This window comes from Virgibacillus sp. NKC19-3, from assembly GCF_019837165.1.
Lineage (GTDB): Bacteria > Bacillota > Bacilli > Bacillales > Amphibacillaceae > Virgibacillus_L > Virgibacillus_L saliphilus.
Genome location: NZ_JAGYHC010000001.1, coordinates 3,876,052 through 3,893,170, shown reverse-complemented (window position 1 = coordinate 3,893,170; position 17,119 = coordinate 3,876,052). Strand labels below are relative to the sequence as shown.

Annotated in this window: 18 protein-coding genes; 10 read left to right on the top strand and 8 right to left on the bottom strand. The window is 40.7% G+C overall.

Features of this window, described 5'->3' with window-relative positions:
- Positions 1 to 12 precede the first annotated feature (12 nt).
- Positions 13 to 531 carry a CBO0543 family protein gene (locus tag KFZ56_RS18565; protein WP_222643677.1) on the bottom strand — a complete coding sequence of 173 codons (519 nt, stop codon included), beginning with the start codon at positions 529 to 531 and terminating at the stop codon, positions 13 to 15.
- A gap of 216 nt (positions 532 to 747) precedes the next feature.
- Between KFZ56_RS18565 and KFZ56_RS18560 the strand changes: the two genes are divergently transcribed.
- The 4 genes from KFZ56_RS18560 (at position 748) to KFZ56_RS18545 (ending at position 3,353) form a co-directional block, all read left to right on the top strand.
- Positions 748 to 1,530 carry a DUF5683 domain-containing protein gene (locus KFZ56_RS18560; RefSeq protein WP_222643676.1) on the top strand — a complete coding sequence of 261 codons (783 nt, stop codon included), beginning with the start codon at positions 748 to 750 and terminating at the stop codon, positions 1,528 to 1,530.
- 10 nt (positions 1,531 to 1,540) lie between these two features.
- Positions 1,541 to 1,999, top strand: coding sequence for a hypothetical protein (locus tag KFZ56_RS18555; protein ID WP_222644057.1), 459 nt, complete (start codon positions 1,541 to 1,543; stop codon positions 1,997 to 1,999).
- A gap of 276 nt (positions 2,000 to 2,275) precedes the next feature.
- Positions 2,276 to 2,671, top strand: a complete 396-nt coding sequence (locus tag KFZ56_RS18550; RefSeq protein ID WP_222643675.1) for a CidA/LrgA family protein — start codon at positions 2,276 to 2,278, stop codon at positions 2,669 to 2,671.
- Complete coding sequence (locus KFZ56_RS18545; RefSeq protein WP_222643674.1) at positions 2,664 to 3,353, top strand: LrgB family protein; 690 nt, start codon at positions 2,664 to 2,666, stop codon at positions 3,351 to 3,353. Before KFZ56_RS18550 ends, KFZ56_RS18545 begins: the two co-directional genes overlap by 8 nt.
- 56 nt (positions 3,354 to 3,409) lie before the next feature.
- On the opposite strand, the gene KFZ56_RS18540 is transcribed toward KFZ56_RS18545, so the two are convergent.
- Both KFZ56_RS18540 and KFZ56_RS18535 read right to left on the bottom strand, forming a co-directional pair.
- A complete protein-coding gene (locus tag KFZ56_RS18540; protein ID WP_222643673.1) occupies positions 3,410 to 3,850 on the bottom strand; it encodes a DUF2512 family protein in 441 nt (146 codons plus the stop codon).
- Between the two features lie 105 nt (positions 3,851 to 3,955).
- Complete coding sequence (locus KFZ56_RS18535; RefSeq protein WP_222643672.1) at positions 3,956 to 4,756, bottom strand: N-acetylmuramoyl-L-alanine amidase; 801 nt, start codon at positions 4,754 to 4,756, stop codon at positions 3,956 to 3,958.
- Between the two features lie 339 nt (positions 4,757 to 5,095).
- Here KFZ56_RS18535 and KFZ56_RS18530 point away from each other — a divergent pair, with 339 nt between their 5' ends.
- Genes KFZ56_RS18530 through KFZ56_RS18515 form a run of 4 tightly spaced genes read left to right on the top strand, consistent with a single transcriptional unit; the run spans position 5,096 to position 9,415 of the window.
- On the top strand, positions 5,096 to 5,752 hold the full coding sequence (locus tag KFZ56_RS18530) for a hypothetical protein (RefSeq protein ID WP_309228331.1): 657 nt from the start codon (positions 5,096 to 5,098) through the stop codon (positions 5,750 to 5,752).
- A gap of 5 nt (positions 5,753 to 5,757) precedes the next feature.
- Positions 5,758 to 6,471 carry an ABC transporter ATP-binding protein gene (locus tag KFZ56_RS18525; protein WP_222643671.1) on the top strand — a complete coding sequence of 238 codons (714 nt, stop codon included), beginning with the start codon at positions 5,758 to 5,760 and terminating at the stop codon, positions 6,469 to 6,471.
- On the top strand, positions 6,440 to 8,905 hold the full coding sequence (locus KFZ56_RS18520; RefSeq protein ID WP_222643669.1) for an ABC transporter permease: 2,466 nt from the start codon (positions 6,440 to 6,442) through the stop codon (positions 8,903 to 8,905). The genes KFZ56_RS18525 and KFZ56_RS18520 overlap by 32 nt, the downstream gene beginning before the upstream one ends.
- A 12-nt stretch (positions 8,906 to 8,917) precedes the next feature.
- Positions 8,918 to 9,415, top strand: a complete 498-nt coding sequence (locus tag KFZ56_RS18515) for a PadR family transcriptional regulator (protein ID WP_222643667.1) — start codon at positions 8,918 to 8,920, stop codon at positions 9,413 to 9,415.
- An 89-nt stretch (positions 9,416 to 9,504) separates the two neighbouring features.
- Here KFZ56_RS18515 and KFZ56_RS18510 read toward each other — a convergent pair whose 3' ends face one another.
- Positions 9,505 to 10,266 carry a transposase gene (locus KFZ56_RS18510; protein WP_222643665.1) on the bottom strand — a complete coding sequence of 254 codons (762 nt, stop codon included), beginning with the start codon at positions 10,264 to 10,266 and terminating at the stop codon, positions 9,505 to 9,507.
- A 317-nt stretch (positions 10,267 to 10,583) separates the two neighbouring features.
- On the opposite strand from KFZ56_RS18510, the gene KFZ56_RS18505 reads away from it, so the two are divergent.
- Positions 10,584 to 10,994 carry a GNAT family N-acetyltransferase gene (locus tag KFZ56_RS18505; protein ID WP_222643663.1) on the top strand — a complete coding sequence of 137 codons (411 nt, stop codon included), beginning with the start codon at positions 10,584 to 10,586 and terminating at the stop codon, positions 10,992 to 10,994.
- 105 nt (positions 10,995 to 11,099) lie between these two features.
- On the opposite strand, the gene KFZ56_RS18500 is transcribed toward KFZ56_RS18505, so the two are convergent.
- The 3 genes from KFZ56_RS18500 to KFZ56_RS18490 all read right to left on the bottom strand — a co-directional run bounded on the left by KFZ56_RS18500 (position 11,100) and on the right by KFZ56_RS18490 (position 14,042).
- Complete coding sequence (locus tag KFZ56_RS18500) at positions 11,100 to 11,660, bottom strand: YusW family protein (protein ID WP_222643661.1); 561 nt, start codon at positions 11,658 to 11,660, stop codon at positions 11,100 to 11,102.
- A 238-nt stretch (positions 11,661 to 11,898) separates the two neighbouring features.
- Positions 11,899 to 12,342 (bottom strand): Hsp20/alpha crystallin family protein, encoded by a 444-nt coding sequence (locus KFZ56_RS18495; RefSeq protein WP_222643659.1) that lies wholly within the window; start codon positions 12,340 to 12,342, stop codon positions 11,899 to 11,901.
- A 467-nt stretch (positions 12,343 to 12,809) separates the two neighbouring features.
- Entirely contained in the window at positions 12,810 to 14,042 is a 1,233-nt protein-coding gene (locus tag KFZ56_RS18490) for a DUF418 domain-containing protein (RefSeq protein WP_222643658.1), read from the bottom strand.
- A 225-nt stretch (positions 14,043 to 14,267) separates the two neighbouring features.
- Here KFZ56_RS18490 and KFZ56_RS18485 point away from each other — a divergent pair, with 225 nt between their 5' ends.
- The gene (locus KFZ56_RS18485) at positions 14,268 to 15,512 is read left to right on the top strand and encodes a winged helix-turn-helix domain-containing protein (RefSeq protein ID WP_222643657.1); all 1,245 of its coding nucleotides are present in this window, start codon (positions 14,268 to 14,270) and stop codon (positions 15,510 to 15,512) included.
- 22 nt (positions 15,513 to 15,534) lie between these two features.
- On the opposite strand, the gene KFZ56_RS18480 is transcribed toward KFZ56_RS18485, so the two are convergent.
- On the bottom strand, positions 15,535 to 16,983 hold the full coding sequence (locus tag KFZ56_RS18480; protein ID WP_375540708.1) for a potassium/proton antiporter: 1,449 nt from the start codon (positions 16,981 to 16,983) through the stop codon (positions 15,535 to 15,537).
- Positions 16,984 to 17,119 lie beyond the last annotated feature (136 nt).

Here is a 17,119-nt window from a genome sequence, read left to right as displayed (position 1 = left end):
ATGCTCATTCCCTTAATCTCCAGCCACTTTATCTCCGAACCATTTCACAAAAATACCAATCAGAAAGTAAAACGGTGTAGAATACCAATGCTCCCATCCAAGCAAGATGTAAATATCTAATAACTCAAAAACGGGCTCGGCTATGATTACGGCAAACAGCGATAATGCGGCAAGTGTGATAAGGTAGGGCCTCCATTTTCTAGCATATTGATACAGGAGCATATAGCTTACTGGAATGATGGCGATATCGACGGTGAGTAGTTTATTTGTAAACGGCGCAAGTTGGTGGGCATATGTCCATAAGGTTAAGTTAAGCCCTAGTTCATCTAACAGCAACGCGATGATGCTCGCCATTAATCCGACCAGCAATATAGCATTCCATCTTTTTTTATCCACGACGATTGCCCAAAAGACCCAAAGACCGACAGTAATAAGCAGCAGAAGCCACCACTGATAAGAGAATAGAACATACTCAAAAAAATAGTGGTTTTGAATTTGGACGAACTGTTGTTGACTTTCAATAATTTGCATGTCCGAGCATGTCACCTTTCCTCAGATGTGAATTAATCCTTAGGGTATGTTTTTCCATAAAAGATATACATGGGACACAGGGACAGGTTCCTTGTCCCAGTTACCAGTTGAATGGGACAAGGAACCTGTCCTTCATATTTGCATGTATTAGGATAAACGTTCTTTTAAAGGAAAGATTATAAAAGATAGATAAATTTCGTAATAGGGGTCATTTTATTGAAAAAATATACCGAAGATAATACTGCCAGGCGATATATTGCCCACATGACCGCACTTGGTACAACGCAGCTCCATTTAAGAAGCCCCTCGATCGTAGCGTGGTGGAGCGCTGCTTTCCCAGGATTTGGACATTTGTTTTTAGGAAAATATATACGAGGGTTTGTTCTATTTGTTTGGGAAGTTGTTGTTAATATGAATGCAAACATTAATTTGGCCATTATGTATTCGTTTCAAGGGAATATTGATATGGTCATTAACGTGGTAGACACCAGATGGCTTTTGGTTTACTTGCCGGTTTACTTTTTCGGGATTTGGGATGGCCATCGAACAACGGTGGAGATGAATAACGTTTACATACTGGCAGACCGTGAAGAACATCGTTTCAAATTATTTAGTATAGGAGCACTGGAAATTAACTACTTAGATAAGCGAAATCCAGTGATGGCAGTGATATGGTCCCTATTTGTTCCAGGACTCGGGCAACTCTATAATCATCGCATTATTACGGCATTTTTTATGATTATTTGGGGAATCGTGTTCTTTTATTTATCCCATTACCTCGACGCAGTTGTTCTTCTAATTATGGGTGAAGTAAGACAGGCTACAACCGTCCTACAACCTGAGTGGCTCCTGATGTTGCCTTCCATATTTGGATTTGCAGTTTACGATTCCTACGTGTATGCGGTCGAAAATAATAAGATTTTTGAGAAGGAGCAACGGCAATTTTTAAAAGATAACTATCAACATCCTAATTTCCAAATCCGAAAAGAGAAAGAGTGAAGTGATAACGATGCAGCTATTTTCCATTTTTGATCATAACGTATATTTAGAAATGGCCATTTCTACCCTGGAAAAAAGAGGGATAAAGCAGGAAAGTATTTATGCGATTCCTCTTGACAATCGAATGGAGGAACGGAAGTTATTTGATAGCCTTCATACCTCTGATGGTACATCCCTTATCGATATTGGAGTAGCACTTGCAACGGCTTTTGCCGTTATAGGCACAAGTATCGGTTTCGAATTGGCATGGGGACCTATTTATTGGGGGCTGCTTAGTGCAAGTATTGGATTTGCGCTGGGTTTCCTAATTCGTTTGTTCACGGAAAAGGTCATTAAAAAGAGAAATCGGCTTTTAAAAGATAAAAATCCTGAAGTTATTTTAATAATTGATTGCGAAGAGGAGCAAGGTGAGTTGGTCGAAAATATCCTTTGGAGGCATTTGGCGTTGGGGGTGGGAAAGGTGAAGTAAGAAGGCTCGTTTGAATTACATATAAGAAAAGGCAATTTAAGAAAATCCAATGACTTCTAATTCTTTCCGTGCGTCTGTTCAGGAGGCCTTTTCATTCACTCGCAGCATAATTTTTTCAGTTCCATTCTACTCAGACAAGTCCGTTTTTTGCTATACTAGGTTTTATTGGGACACAGTGGGACACAGGGACAGGAACATTGTCCCCCTTTTGCTGCTGATGTTGGGACAAGGAACCTGTCCCCCTGTCCCTGCTAAAGAAAACTGGAGTGAACTCATATGCGTGTTGGTTTAAAAATAATTATTCATATTGCCATATTATATGGTATTTTTTTGATAGGGAATGGGATTGCGCACTATTTTAATCTTTTCATACCCGGAAGTGTGATCGGGATGCTCCTGTTGTTTGTCTTGCTTATGACAGGTGTGATAAAGGCGCCCTGGATCGATGAAGGTGCGAGGGCGATTATTAATCATTTAGCCTTATTTTTTATTCCTGCTACGGTAGGGGTGATGAATTATGTGGACCTTTTTGCCGGGAAGGGTTTCCTCCTCGTCATTATTGTTTTGCTAAGTACGGTGCTGGTGATTGTAACTGCAGGGCATATCAGCCAAAGCTTGATGCGCAGGAAAGAAAGAAATCAGCTGCAAGGAGAGGAAAGAAACCATGGTTAATTTTATCATTGCACTCGCTGCTATTATTGGTACATTCATATTTTATTTGGTTGGGCTGACTGTGCATCAGAGATGGAATTATACCTTTACGGCCCCAGTTATTATAGCCACAATCGCTATCGTCAGTATTTTATTTCTATTTAATATCTCCTATGAGACATATATGATTGGTGGTGACTGGATAAATGAGTTGCTTGGGCCAGCGGTAGTGGCGTTAGCTTATCCACTTTACCAACAGCGTGTGACACTTAAAAAATTGATGTTACCGGTGTTGACAGGAACGGTTGTTGGAGCCATGGTCGGTATTTTGTCTGGCATCCTGCTTGCAAAATGGGTAGGCTTTGAGGAATTCCTTATTTATTCGCTTGCTCCAAAAAGTGTGACAACACCTGTTGCTATGGAAGTTGCAACGACACTGGAGGGCGAGGCATCCTTGGCAGCAGTATTCGTGATGATTGCAGGCATTGGCGGGGTTACACTTAGCTCATTGGTTTTTAAGTATACCCGGATGGACCATTATATTGGGCGGGGCGTTGGCATTGGTAGTGGCAGTCATGCGATTGGAACGGCTACAGCAATGGAGCACAGCCAATTGGAAGGATCGGTCAGTACGATCGCTATGGTGGTGAGTGCGATTGTAGTGTCCGTAATCGCACCTTGGATGGTTATGTTTTTCTTGTAAATAGGAAGAAGAGACCCTGCCGGTGGCCGAGGTCTCTTCTGTTATACATAGCGCATTTATTTGTTTTTATTTTTAGGATCATAAGGAGACGTTTCTTCCGATGCTTCTGTTTGCATGATGGTATCCTTGGGTAGTCCATTATGCTTGTTGCGGTACACTTCATTGTATTCAGATTTGAAATATTTATGATAGAAGTACTCAAATACAGAGATACCTACTGCTGCAACAAACGAAGCGATAAACCATCCTTCGCCAATGGTAACGCCGAGACTCATAAAATAAATGATCAGAAACGCAGTTGCAAAATCGGCAATGGTCGCGACTGTATTATTCATATTGGGCAATATAAGCCTGTCTCCCAAATATGCAACCATTCCTAAGACTAATGAAATCAGGAAAACGTTGCCGAATGACATGCCATAGCCCAAACCAAGGATTAGATACAACATCAGTAACATTCCGCCAAATTTAACGGCAAATAACTTAATATGATTCATCCATACGCCTCCTTTTCCCCTATCCTTTGCAGAATTCTCGGATCTATTCAGGGAAACGGCAAATTTCGGGTGCTACCTGTCCCGTTCGGGTATCTGCTCCTCTTTTTATTGGTTTTCACTGACAATATAGGCGTCTTCGATTCCGGCATTTTTAACTGTATTTAAGTGATTCTCCGCGTTTTCACGATTAGAGAAGGACCCAGCTTGCACTCTGTACCATTGACTTCCCGAAATAGTAATGGAATCAACAAAGGCGTCTATTCCATTTGAATTTAGTACATCTACTTGGGCTTCTGCATTTTCTTTTGACTGAAAGGAACCGGCAATCACCTTGAAAACCGCCCCTGATTCATTTTCGTTTCGCTTGAGATTAAATGCTCTCGCTAATCCATTCGCATGACCTTGCGCAACTTCCTGACGCCATGATGGCTCCTGCAATAATGCTGCATCATGGTCGTTATCGATAAACCCATTCTCTGTTAAAAGCGCGGGCATAGACGTTTCCCGTAAAACGTGGAAATTCGCTTTTTGCTTACCCCGGTTGCTTAATTGATTGACGTTGGTAATTTCATCATGCATAATATCCTGATATGCCGCAGTCTGAGAAGAATCAGACAGGTCGCTGTAAATATAATCTTCATATCCTTGGGCTGAACCATTAAAGGAATTACAATGAATGGACAAAAAGTAATCCGCGCCCCAGGAATTAGCCTCATTGGTACGCTCCTGTAAGCTTTTTGTGGTGTCGTTGGAACGACTCATCATCACATTCACATCTTCATAATCATTTGTTAGAATATCCCTTAAATGACGGGCAATATCTAACACCGCATCCTTTTCTTCCATTCCATTACCTTGCGCTCCCGGATCCGAACCACCATGGCCAGGGTCTAAATAAAGTTTCATTTATACTTCCTCCAATCTTTTTTTGTGGGACATGGGGACAGGTCCCTTGTCCCAACAGGCCTTAAGGGAAAAGGTATTTTTTACAAATGTGGGACAATGTTCCTGTCCCTCCGTCCCTTCTTGCGTTACTATCATATTGTTCATAAAGCAAAAACAGTTGGACAAACATCTTAACTCTTTTCTATTTCCATTTTTGTCACCGCCCTTTCTTTGTAACTAGAATCGAAATGCGTGAGGATTTGGGGGTGTGTTTGTTGAGACCATCTATTGACTTCTTTATGTAGCATCTATATACTCAGTAAATAGATACTCAGTATATAGATGGGAGTTAACAATATTATGATGGACACAATGTTCGCCTATCAGGTGGAAATATTTGTAATAGTCGAAGTGCTTTCGGCGGTTTCTCTCCTTCTTTTCGGTGTTATACGCTATTTCTTTGATAAACGTAGACTTAGCCTCCTGTTTATTCTTTTCTTTATCGTACTACTAGTGCTTGAAGCAATATTAGCTATCCTGATTTACCAGGAAACTGGAGAAATTTCAACGTTTCAAATTGTCATTACCGTTTTTGTAATTTATGCATGTACATTCGGAATTTTTGACTTTATGAAACTGGACCGGTGGATGCGGGGGAAAATTGGTGAATGGCGTGATGTGCAGCTCTTAACGGATAAGGATATAGCGATCATGAACAGACAGAAAGATCCACGGTATGTGGCGAAGAAGTATCGCTGGAGTTCCATCGCACATCTTATTGTTTTTGTTGTTGTTCAAATCGGAATATGGATATATGGGTCAGGGAGTATAGATCAATTTCTTCGTTACATAACAGATTTGTCTTGGATGAGCATGGAAGGTACTGAAAATGTTGCTAAGACGCCGTATCCAAACGAAATAATCTATGGATTTTCACAATTATGGTTGCTGATCTTTATTATCGATTTTATTTATTCATGGTCTTATACGATTTTTCCATCTCATTCGAAAGGGTGAAATAAATGATTAATGCTATAGGTGTAACCAAAGAATTTAAAAATGGAAGAGAATTAACTTCTGTTCTAAAGGGGATTGACTTTTCCGTCAAAAAAGGCGAATTTACAGCAATTATGGGGCCGAGCGGATCCGGGAAAAGCACACTTCTTCAACTACTTGGCGGGCTGGATGTTCCTACAGGTGGACAGATAAACTTAGATGGCATGGAGCTGCATTCAAAAACAGAGAAACAGCGAACGGTTATAAGAAGGAAACAAATAGGATTTGTGTTTCAAAGCTATCAGCTCTTACCAACCTTATCAGTTTTTGAAAACATTGCATTTCCCCTGCACGCGGATGGAAAGAAGGTTGTTCCGGAAGCTGTTCATGAGTTATTGGAAAAAGTGGATTTGAAAGGCTATGATAAGCGTTTTCCGCATGAATTGAGTGGAGGACAGCAACAGCGAGTCGCAATAGCACGAGCATTGATTCACAAGCCAGCCATTCTGCTTGCGGATGAACCTACAGGTAATCTGGACAGGGAACGTTCCAGTGACATTTTGGATTTATTGGCTTCCTTTCATCTGGACAGGGAGCAGACCATTGTGATGGTGACACATGACATGTTTGCAGCAGGTTATGCAGATCGGATTGTGTTGTTTAAAGACGGGTTCATCGAGACAGAAGTACAAAGAGAGGATGACGATTATGCAGCGTTCCTTTCTCGTTTCATGGCGTAATTTAACGAGATATAAAAAACGTTTTTTCTTTACATTGATCGCCATTGTACTTGGTGTCGTTGTCATGACTGGAATGCTTATTGCTAAAGAGACGACGGCAAGTTCGCTTGAGTACTACGAACGGCTGTATGCAGGTAGTGCGGATTATTGGATTCAAACGAATGATTTTTCCTTTGGGGAAGATGAATTGGCATGGTTAGATGAGCATGATGTGATTACAAAAGGAAACGCTTCTTTAATCAAACAAGGGTTTGTCGAACTTACTGGAGTAAATCCTGCTCAAAGCTCGGTAAGGTTAACAGGTGTATCCAGTTTTGATAATGACCTGTTTGAACTGCCGGAGAAAGAAGGGGATGTTAGTGAAGAAGGGCTTATTATCACAGAGAATGCGGCGGATCTCTGGGATAAAGAAATAGGCGATTCGGTAACATTTACGGATATGGGAAGTATGGAAGTTACTGCCATTGTTCATGAAGGATCAATGCTAAGCAGTCCGGAGACGATGGAGCAGGCTAATACACAACATTCAAGGGTCATGATTCCGTTAGATGTGCTACAAGAATGGACAGGAATGGAAGGAAAGATCACTGATTATCGATTTGAAGCAGAGGAAGGATTGGCTAGTGATAAGCTTCTTGCATCTTTCCAATCGGAACTTTCATCTTCTGATGCGTTTGTGCAGCCAGTGGTCATTGATGATAGACAAAATAATGATGTGGAAGGGTTATACTGGACGTTTGACATTATAGCAATTTTATCTGTTTTTATCAGCGCCTTTATTGCATTTAACATGATATATGCAAACATTATGGAACGAAGAAGAGAATTTGCAATTATGAAGAGCTTGGGTTATACAACTGGAGATATCTATCGTCTAGTTTTGCAGGAGATTGGACTGCTTTCCTTCATAGGTACAGCAATCGCTCTTCCAATTGGAATATGGTTTGGCGATTTGTTTCAAGAGTTGCTAATGTCCACAATCGCCACACAAAATATTACCTATGAATTAGAATTGACTTTTCCGCTTATTGTCTCCGCAATCGTTGGTATTCTGTTTCCATTTATAGCCGCTATTTTTCCTGTTTATCAAGCGGGAAATACACCTGTGATGAAAGCAATGGCTGATAATGCAGTGCATAAATATGTCAGTAGGAGGTCCAATTCCATACGGATAATAGCAGGGATTTTATGTACTGGAATTGGCATGATCGATAACGTTTGGGCATTTTTATTCCTATTTATTGGACTTGTACTGTTGTACCCATTTTTTATGCGAGCAATTCAAGTCATGATTGGTCCACTATTTAAGGTCAATTACGCTGGGAAACAAGCAATGAGGGCGGTTCAGCAATTTGAAAGTCGTAATGCGAATACATCTGCAATGTTAGCGATTGGTGTTACATTAACGTTGTTTATGAGTGCAGCACTTGAGTCAGTTCCAGATGGAATGGAATCTGAAATTCGCAGCACGTACGGTGGCGATATCCATGCTGTTAAAGAAACACCATGGCAAGAGACGGAGTTGGAAGCCATTCAAGAGATGAAGGGAACTGCAGGTGCTTCTCTATTTGCGGATATCCCTAATGTTACGTGGCAAACAAAACAAAGGGATGAAAGGGAATTTTCGATCATGAGCTTTTCCGGGGATTCTGAGGATGCGGAAATTTTTCAGGTTACGGAGGAAGTAGCTGAATCGGAGCAATTTCCAAACCTTTATCTGGGAGAACGGGCTTTAGCTGAGTGGGGAGGAGAAGTTGGTGATATTTTGACACTGAATACGCCAGCTGGTGCGACTGAATTCCATGTGAAAGGGACTGTGCAAACTTCTCATTATACAGGCTACGCGGCGTTTGTGGAGGCGTCGGTGCTGGGTCAGGTTCTCAACTGGCCCCAGCAATTTCATGTAGCCATTGATACTGATGATGAAGAGAGTCTTCCGCTTGTTTATGACCAATTATGGGAAAGTTATGGGGATGAACTATCAGATGTATCCAGTGCTACGCAGGATGTGGAACGATCAAATAGCGCCTTAACTGGAATGAACGAACTTATGCAAGGACTGCTTTTACTCGTTATCGTTTTGTCTGCTATCGGAATTAGCAACACGTTATTCATGAATACACTTGAGCGGATAAAGGAAATCGGTACGATGAGGGCTATCGGTTTTACAAAAGGGCAAGTCAGGCTTATGATCATTGCAGAGGGACTAATTATTGGTGTTGCAGGTGTGATCGTTGGAATTGCATATGGTATTCTGGTTATTTACTTAAATGCACAATCGGAGCAGGCACAGGAATGGTTAAGCTTTGCAGTTCCATGGGTCAGTCTATTTTTGGCAATTGCGGGAGGTATACTATTCACTCTTTTCGCTTCATGGCTTCCAAGCATCACAGCATCGCGCGTCCCAGTAAAGGAAGCAATAACTTATGAATAAGCGGGGATCTTTATGTCTGTAAAACACTCATTACTTGCACTGTTATATGAAAAGCCAAGACACGGCTATGAGCTTAAAACGGGATTTGACGAGCTTGTCCAAAGCATGTGGCCGCTGAATGCAGGTCAAGTGTATACGACGCTCGATAGGCTGGAGAGGGATAACCTCGTCGAATCACCTGGTCATGATCAAAAGGACCGAAAGCTTTACACAATCACCGAACAAGGAAAGGAAACGCTTTGGGCCTGGCTGAAGGAGCCTGTCGAGCGTTCTTTACTTAAAGACGAATTCTATTTCAAATACCTTTGTGCCAGTCATGTAAATTATGAAGATAAAAAGCATATGATTCAGGTTCAGAAGCAGACGATGATCAAAGATGTCCTGCACCTAACACAAATGAAAAAACAAATGAATCAATCCGAAAATCAAACGATGAAAATGCTTGTAGAAGGTGCATTGCTTCATTTAGAAGCAGATATTAAATGGTTGGATATGATTGAAGGGACATAGGGACAGGTTCCTCGTCCCAGTTCGCCGACGGGACATAGGGACAGGTTCCTCGTCCCAGGTGAACGGAGGTGTAGGTCTTTCCTAATAAATTAGCGAATACGATCAATAACGCTTTTAGATAATCCAGTTAGTCTCGATAATTGCCTAACGGACACACCATGTGACGCCTTTAGTTTGAAAATGATGGCATTTCTCTTGTTCTTTTCCATTTGCTGCAAGATACTGTGATTGGCTATTCCTAATTTGTACAATCGATTTCTTAGTTCATCATCAGATATTCTAAACTTTACGTGGTCATCTAAGCATTGGTCATCATTGGATTTTTGCATATAATCAGTGAATAATTGGATGGCTGTATTTCTGTTTGGGGAAAATAAGTTGAGGGAGAAATCAACATCAACTATGTGTGCATGAGCTAAATATTCATTTATACTTGTCCATTTGCAGTCGAAAATCTGATTTGCTAGACCGGCTTTGATAGGGTTATGGTGGATGTATCGTAAAACCGTAAGAAAGTAAGGAAGTGTCTCTACATTTTCACTTTTAAATCTTCCTTGAAATAAATGCCCAGAACGTTCATATTTGTTGTTGTACCAATATACATAACTGGAGCTAATCCTTTGAATAGCCTTTGATACTGTCTCATCAGTCTCTTTTATTAATAAGTGAACATGGTTATCCATCAGGCAGTAAGCGTAAATTTTAATTTTGCTTATCCTTTTAAACCTTTTTATCGTTTCTAATAGTCTAAGCTTGTCTTCATCATCTTCAAATATAGTTTGTCTATTTATGCCTCTCAACATAATATGATAGATTCCGTTACGACTAGGTCTTCTTGCTTTCCTCGGCATCTATGAATCACCTCAATATCGACATTTTCAACTCTTAGTTACAATATAAGATAAGCTATTTAGGTTTGAAGGTCAAGAACGCCTGTTCACGCTAAAATGGAATTTTAAGATGCTCCCTATTTTGAAAACACAATTTCATCTGTCTTATTTGCAGATAAAAATGGAAAATTTTTTTCGCCTGAGGAATGAAATTTAATTTTGTCGTATTTTAAAACCGGGATAGGAAATATAATATTGGGAACAGATCATATGTTAAACTAAAAGAAACGGGACGAGGAACCTGTCCCCTCGTCCCAGATGAAACGGGGGAAGTAAAAATGAATGATCGTTTCACTATTATCAATGAGCCACCAAATCCTATTGCATATATTGATTTGCGCTTGGAGGGTGGAATAAGTGGGAAGTCGGAAGAAGCTGCAGCAGTTGGGTTGAAAAATTCATTGTTTGCAGTATGTATCTACGATAATAAGACATTAATTGGAATGGGTCGTGTTATTGGTGATGGCGGGGCTTTTTTTCAAGTAGTGGATATTGTTGTAAAGCCAAGTTATCAAGGCCAAGGATTAGGAAAAATGGTTATGAAAGAAATAACGGGCTATTTAGACCACAACACGTATCCCGGTTCCTATGTAAGCCTAATTGCCGATGATCCGGCTAATAAACTTTATGAACAGTTTGGATTCATGTATACCTATCCCAGGTCACACGGGATGTATAGAATGTATTAGATGTAGTTTTCCTGGACAGGGTTCAAATCTTGCAGTAATCCTTGAGTCATTTATGTTGCGAAATGAGGGGGACAAGGAACCTGTCCCCTCGTCCCTTCTTGTCCCCTAATTTTCATCCTCAAATTCAAGTTCTGTGCCATCGTGGAATGTGATTTCGATTTCAAATTCCTGGTAGTCTGCATCGAGGTCAAATGCTTGTAATGTTTGGTCAATCACATCTTCTTTGGATGTATCTTGATCTATAGTTAGGTTTTTGACATTTGGATAGATGTTATCAAACGCTTCTTTGCCCTCTATATCAATTTTGTCTTTCACCTCGTCTTCCAGTTCTGCTTCGATTTCACCATTATCCTGCTCAATTTCAGCTTCGTATTCGTTGTCCTTGCCATAGTCGATCTCAATTTCAATTTCGGCATAATCCAATTCATTCATTTGGTCGATCATGTCTTGATTGGTACTGCTTTGGTTATTATCAGCAGCATCGTCCGCTCCATCATTAGCATTATTATCGTCGTCAGTATCAGTAGTTGCATCACCCTGAACCTGATCCTCTTCACCGGTATTGTCATTACCGTTCGAAGCATTATTGGTATTATCTTGATTGCCACATGCTGCTAGAAAAAGGGTTAACAAGAGCACCATGAGCAATTGTATGGATCGTTTCATTTCACATTCCTCCCTGTTATTTATATTGCCACCTTTCGAGTGGATAAAACATACTACATAAATACTTCTGTACTTCACGATTAGCCATCCCCATATACGATCATCTAAGCATGGGGCATCATCGGATTCTTGCATATATATGGTAAATAATTGAATTACAATGTTACCATTAAACATATAAAACTCCCTCTAATGCTCTGTTAGAGGGAGTTAGGATTGTTATATTCATTTTAACGTTTTATTCAACATCAATTTTTTTCTTCGTTGGTTTGGTTGGGGCTTGTTTTGGAATTTCGATTTTCAACGTGCCCTCTTCCAATTTTGCTGTGATGTCATCTTCTTTCACATTGTCCACATAGAAGCTGCGGACAAATTCACCATAATGTCTTTCCTGGCGAATTATTTTGTCATTGTTATCTTTTTCTTCATTCTTATTGTCGCGTTTAGCGTGAATCGTGAGCTGATTGTTTTCCATGTCGATACGTATATCTTCCTTATTAAATCCTGGTAAATCAGCTTCTACATAATAAGCATTTTCTTTTTCCGTTATGTCGGTCTGGAACGATCGAAAGTTTTCATTTAACGGAGAAAAGACATCACGATTGAACACATCATCAAATGATTTTAACATACTTTTAAATGTGTCTTCATTTCTTCTGCGAGAAGGTAATAAATCAAACATCATATCTTCCTCCTTTATTTTTTCTACACCTTAATTATAATATATTATTAGGTAATAGTCAATATAATCTGGCTGAATGAATACCGAAGTGATAGGATGAAGGCAGGAGAAAACTGTAATGAATATAAAAGTCTAAGAAATGACATCTACGTTAATAGGTCTAATATACGCATTAGTAAAATGGCAAAAAAACTAGATTTAGGGAGGTTAAATGGTCGCTGTGTAGCATTATTTCACTAATCATTTTGACTTGATACACTGTTCCAAATGCTTACGTGGAATAAAGGTTGATCAAACAGACCAATAAGGAAAAAGAGCACCCAATAAAGATGAAAATTGGCTTGAGGACATAGGATGCAAGTTTCCATTTATCCATATTTTGCTTAGACATTCATGAACTGTTCATGAATGTCTAAGCAATTTTAGTCCATGGCTATAATCGTTCAAGTGGGACAATGAACCTGTCCCTATGTCCCGCGATACGTCCACTTGCGCCATAGCGATTCCATTGGTCCTTGCTTAAATCGCTTTAAATAAAAGTGGCTTGCGGTGACTTGAAGAATATAGATAATTAGTGCGATGAGAAATCCTAAGCTGCTGGATACTTGACCAAAGAGGCCTGCGCCGTAGCCATAGAATAGACCGACCGCGATAAGAGACTGGAGTAAATAATTACTCAGTGCCATCCGACCTACGGAAGCAAAGGGCATGAGCAGTTGTTGTATGTTCCCTTTGCGCAAAAGTAGGACTACTGCAGCTACATAGAAGAGCATCAGGAATGGACCTGACAGCATATTGATACCCTGATAGAGTCCTTGCGTCAGATAAGCAGGTAATCCAAGTCCATGATAAGCAACTGTTACGCCAAGCAATGTCAACGGAATGCCGACGAGGAAGCCAAGCCCGCAAAGTAGCTTCCATGTCTTCAGGTGTGTTTCAACGTCTTGAAACATCCGCTTTTTCCCCATATATAAGCCGATCAGAAAAAGCGGCAAAATGGATGGGAGAATAAATAAAACTTGCATGAGGACAGGTAAAGCCTCGTTTGTTATTCGGTAAGACAGGATTTCACCTAGACTGCCGTTGCTCATGATTGCGGCGGTTTCGTCGTTTTCCTGTTTTATGTCTGCTGCACTCATCATTCCTTCATCCATACTGAATTGCAGTCCGAAGCCACTGAGCATCATAAAGGCTCCTGTTACGAGAGAAGCAGCCAGCAATAGACCGACAATCCAGAAAATAATCGTTTTTCCGGCGCGATGAAAGAAGAAAGGCAATAAGAATCCTGTAATCGCATAGACATGTAAAATATCGCCACTCCAAATAAAAAAGAGATGGAAAAGCCCGAGCAAGAGCAGGAAGACTAATCTTCGATAGAAAACCGCTCTGGGGGGAATTGCTTTATCCTTCAATCGTTGGTAGAAAATATAGAATCCAAGACCAAACAGCAAGGAAAACATGGGATAGAATTTTCCGACGATAAAAAACTCTGTAAACAAGGTCACGCCCGCGTTTAAAGGCCCCTCAGGTAATGTTGCCCCTTGAAGGAAAACTCCGACATCCGTAAACGTAAGTGTTTTAAAAGCTACCATATTGGCCAATAGAATGCCAAATAACGCAAAACCTCGTATGATATCAAGCGAATGAATACGTTCATTTGGTGCAATGGTATTTAGTCTAATAACAGTCCCCACCTTCATAGCATATTTTTTCCAATAGCAAGTATACCTTATCTTGAATGACCCGTCGAGTAGCATTGATGAAAAAATTAGTCACTCATTCAACGTATCCCAATTGACTGTTTGTGAAACCATTAAAAAGGGTCTATTCCTTCCGTTTTACCATATCACCCTAGCAAGGGACAGGCGCTTTACGGTATAATAGACGATAGAGACAACCTACTATTCATACAAGGTGGAATGCCTATGAAACCGTTTGAAGCAAGTCGATGTGCTGTCCGTCGTTTTTTACTTGATACGCAACATCTTCTTTTCCATAGTGATATTGGAGATCGTTCTGTTTTGGAATCCACGGAACAGCTAATTCGACAGCTTGAATGTGTGCAACTCGATCCCATTGCTTCTGTTGAACGTAATCAGCATCTTGTACTGGCAGCGCGAATTCCCGGCTACGAGCCTGAAATGTTAAATGAGCTGTTAAATCAAGGGAAATTATTTGAATACTGGGCGAATGCTGCTTGTACAATCCCAATGGAGGACTATCCATTATTTGAAGCAACTCGAAATCGATTCCGAACGCGATTACAAATGGAACTGGATAAGCTTGAACCTGCTGCGAGTGATGTGCTGGAACGATTGGAAGTAGAAGGGTCGCTTCCTTCCCGGGATTTTCGTTCTAGAGAGCGCGTTCACGGAGGATGGGATAACAAAATCCCCAAAACGAAGGCAACGTCCCATGCCTTAAATCTGCTTCAGGATATAGGGGAAATTCGTGTCGTCAGAAGGCAGGGAAGTGAGCGATACTTTGATCTTACATCGCGGACCATACCATCAAAATTGCTGAAAGAAGCAAAAAATACGGATGAAGCGAAATCTCGCGAAGCACTTTTGGAAAAATATTTGCGAGCGTATCGTGTGTTTGATTCCGGAGACGCTCGCTTTGGTTGGCAAAAGTTAAACGCGAAAGAACGCCGCGAGGCTATTACGAAACGTGTTGATTCAGGTGAGGTAATCCCATTGGATATCGAAGGTGTTCGCAGATCTTACTTTATTCTGGCCACAGACCTTGATAGGTTAAAAGAACATGAACGGACGATTCAAGTATTTTTACAGGAAGAAGCATCGCCAATCCGATTTCTCCCACCACTCGATAACTTACTTTGGCGCCGGGAGCGACTAGTCGATCTTTTTGACTTCTCCTATAAATGGGAGGTTTACACACCAAAGACCAAGCGCTGCTATGGGTATTACGCCATGCCAATACTAGCCGGAGACCGCTTGATAGGGCGGATAGACCCCGGCCTTGATAGAAAGAACAGGCGACTGCATATTCGTTTGCTTCAGCTGGAACCTGAGGTTAAGATAACATTCCAACTTCGCGAAAATATAAGGCAAGCACTGAAGGATTTTGCAGCATTTCACCATGCAAGTGATATCGTTATCGAACGAACGGAGCCACGAGATTTGTCCCTCTCTGCGTCATCATTGTAGCGTAGGGAGTCATAGGATCTTCTCATTCTTTTCGCTGACCGAGTAGTACTCTTTTCGCTGCTTTTCTGCTCTCTTTGTCACATAGAACAAAAAGAGTGTCACCACTTTCGATAATCGTATTTCCTGTCGGTGTCTGCAGTTCTTTATTGCGGGTAATGCCGATAATCAATGTGTCGTTTGGCAAATCCAGGTCATTTAATGAACTTCCAACGCCAGGTGAGCTTTTGGTTACTGTCATTTTCATGATTTCTGACTCTGTATTTCCAAGATTGATTAATTCCAGGTCAGGGGTTGTATCATCATCCTTGCCGGTTAATCCAAGCTTAGTTGCAAGCCATGGTAGTGTACTTCCTTGCACCAAAGCCGAGATCAATACAACGAAAAAGACAGCATTAAAGATAATGTGATGGTTTTCTACGTCTGCTAATATCGGATAAGTCGCTAAAACGATCGGAACTGCACCTTTAAGTCCTGCCCAGGAAATAAACAGTTTTTCATGAACATTGTATTTCATAAATATCATGCTGATAAATATAGCCACAGGCCGTGCGATAAACATTAAAATGGCCGCCAGCAGGATGCCTTGCCAAAACACGTCGAGCAATTGACTTGGGAACACCAACAGTCCTAACAAGGTAAACATGACAATTTGCATCATCCAAGCAAATCCTTCGTTGAAACGTAAAATAGTAAAGCGGTAGGTCAGGTCACTATTGCCTACAAAAATGGCCATGACATATACTGCTAAGAGACCACTTCCTCCAACGTAATCGGTGACGGCATATGTAAATATAGCAGCGCCCATGGCGAGAACCGGGTATAGACTTGAAGTATCCAGCTTTATATTATTGATAATACGTACTGCAATTTTCCCAAGCAATAACCCAAGAAGAACGCCAAGTCCCATTTGAAGAAAGAAGCTGCCAACTGCTGCCCAGAAAGAAGCATCCGGCATTTGAATCATTTCAATCAAAGCAAGAGTTAGAAAAACGGCCATCGGATCATTGGAACCGGATTCTGCCTCGAGTGTAGCCGTTAAACGCTTATCAAAGTTTTTATTTGTTAATACCGAAAAAACGGCAGCAGCATCTGTTGAGCCTATAATAGCACCAAGCAGCATGCCTTCTAACAATGTGAAATTCAAGATATACATAGCCGCTAAGCCTGTTATGACAGAAGTGATTAATACGCCAAGCGTTGCCAATGTTCCTGCAGCACCGATAACGGGGCGAATATTTCTCCATTTCGTTTGTGTGCCACCATTGAACAAGATAATGATCAGTGCCATAAGCCCAATTAATTGAGCTAATTCCACATTCTCAAAAAATAAATAATTATTGAGCAGCATACCAGCTAATAGAAATAACACAAGTGCCGGCAGCCCCAATCGGGTGGAAAATTTGGTAGCAAGCACACCGATGATCAGCATGAGAGAAAATATAAATATGAGTGATCCAGTAGTAATATCCAAGTTAAACAATCCTTCCAAATACATTACTTCTTTTATTATGTTACCAAAATATAAAAATATAGACATCCATTAGGAAGTAACTGTAGGGGAAAGATATCATGCTTGGCAGAACGAAACGATAATAGTAGTGTTCGGT

What these genes read in the sequence shown, in the direction of transcription:
- KFZ56_RS18565 (WP_222643677.1), bottom strand. Translation starts at nt 531, where the DNA reads ATGCAAATTATTGAAAGTCAACAACAGTTCGTCCAAATTCAAAACCAC.
- KFZ56_RS18555 (WP_222644057.1), top strand. Translation starts at nt 1,541, where the DNA reads ATGCAGCTATTTTCCATTTTTGATCATAACGTATATTTAGAAATGGCC.
- KFZ56_RS18550 (WP_222643675.1), top strand. Translation starts at nt 2,276, where the DNA reads ATGCGTGTTGGTTTAAAAATAATTATTCATATTGCCATATTATATGGT.
- KFZ56_RS18545 (WP_222643674.1), top strand. Translation starts at nt 2,664, where the DNA reads ATGGTTAATTTTATCATTGCACTCGCTGCTATTATTGGTACATTCATA.
- KFZ56_RS18540 (WP_222643673.1), bottom strand. Translation starts at nt 3,850, where the DNA reads ATGAATCATATTAAGTTATTTGCCGTTAAATTTGGCGGAATGTTACTG.
- KFZ56_RS18535 (WP_222643672.1), bottom strand. Translation starts at nt 4,756, where the DNA reads ATGAAACTTTATTTAGACCCTGGCCATGGTGGTTCGGATCCGGGAGCG.
- KFZ56_RS18530 (WP_309228331.1), top strand. Translation starts at nt 5,096, where the DNA reads ATGATGGACACAATGTTCGCCTATCAGGTGGAAATATTTGTAATAGTC.
- KFZ56_RS18525 (WP_222643671.1), top strand. Translation starts at nt 5,758, where the DNA reads ATGATTAATGCTATAGGTGTAACCAAAGAATTTAAAAATGGAAGAGAA.
- KFZ56_RS18520 (WP_222643669.1), top strand. Translation starts at nt 6,440, where the DNA reads ATGCAGCGTTCCTTTCTCGTTTCATGGCGTAATTTAACGAGATATAAA.
- KFZ56_RS18515 (WP_222643667.1), top strand. Translation starts at nt 8,918, where the DNA reads ATGTCTGTAAAACACTCATTACTTGCACTGTTATATGAAAAGCCAAGA.
- KFZ56_RS18510 (WP_222643665.1), bottom strand. Translation starts at nt 10,266, where the DNA reads ATGCCGAGGAAAGCAAGAAGACCTAGTCGTAACGGAATCTATCATATT.
- KFZ56_RS18505 (WP_222643663.1), top strand. Translation starts at nt 10,584, where the DNA reads ATGAATGATCGTTTCACTATTATCAATGAGCCACCAAATCCTATTGCA.
- KFZ56_RS18500 (WP_222643661.1), bottom strand. Translation starts at nt 11,660, where the DNA reads ATGAAACGATCCATACAATTGCTCATGGTGCTCTTGTTAACCCTTTTT.
- KFZ56_RS18495 (WP_222643659.1), bottom strand. Translation starts at nt 12,342, where the DNA reads ATGTTTGATTTATTACCTTCTCGCAGAAGAAATGAAGACACATTTAAA.
- KFZ56_RS18490 (WP_222643658.1), bottom strand. Translation starts at nt 14,042, where the DNA reads ATGAAGGTGGGGACTGTTATTAGACTAAATACCATTGCACCAAATGAA.
- KFZ56_RS18485 (WP_222643657.1), top strand. Translation starts at nt 14,268, where the DNA reads ATGAAACCGTTTGAAGCAAGTCGATGTGCTGTCCGTCGTTTTTTACTT.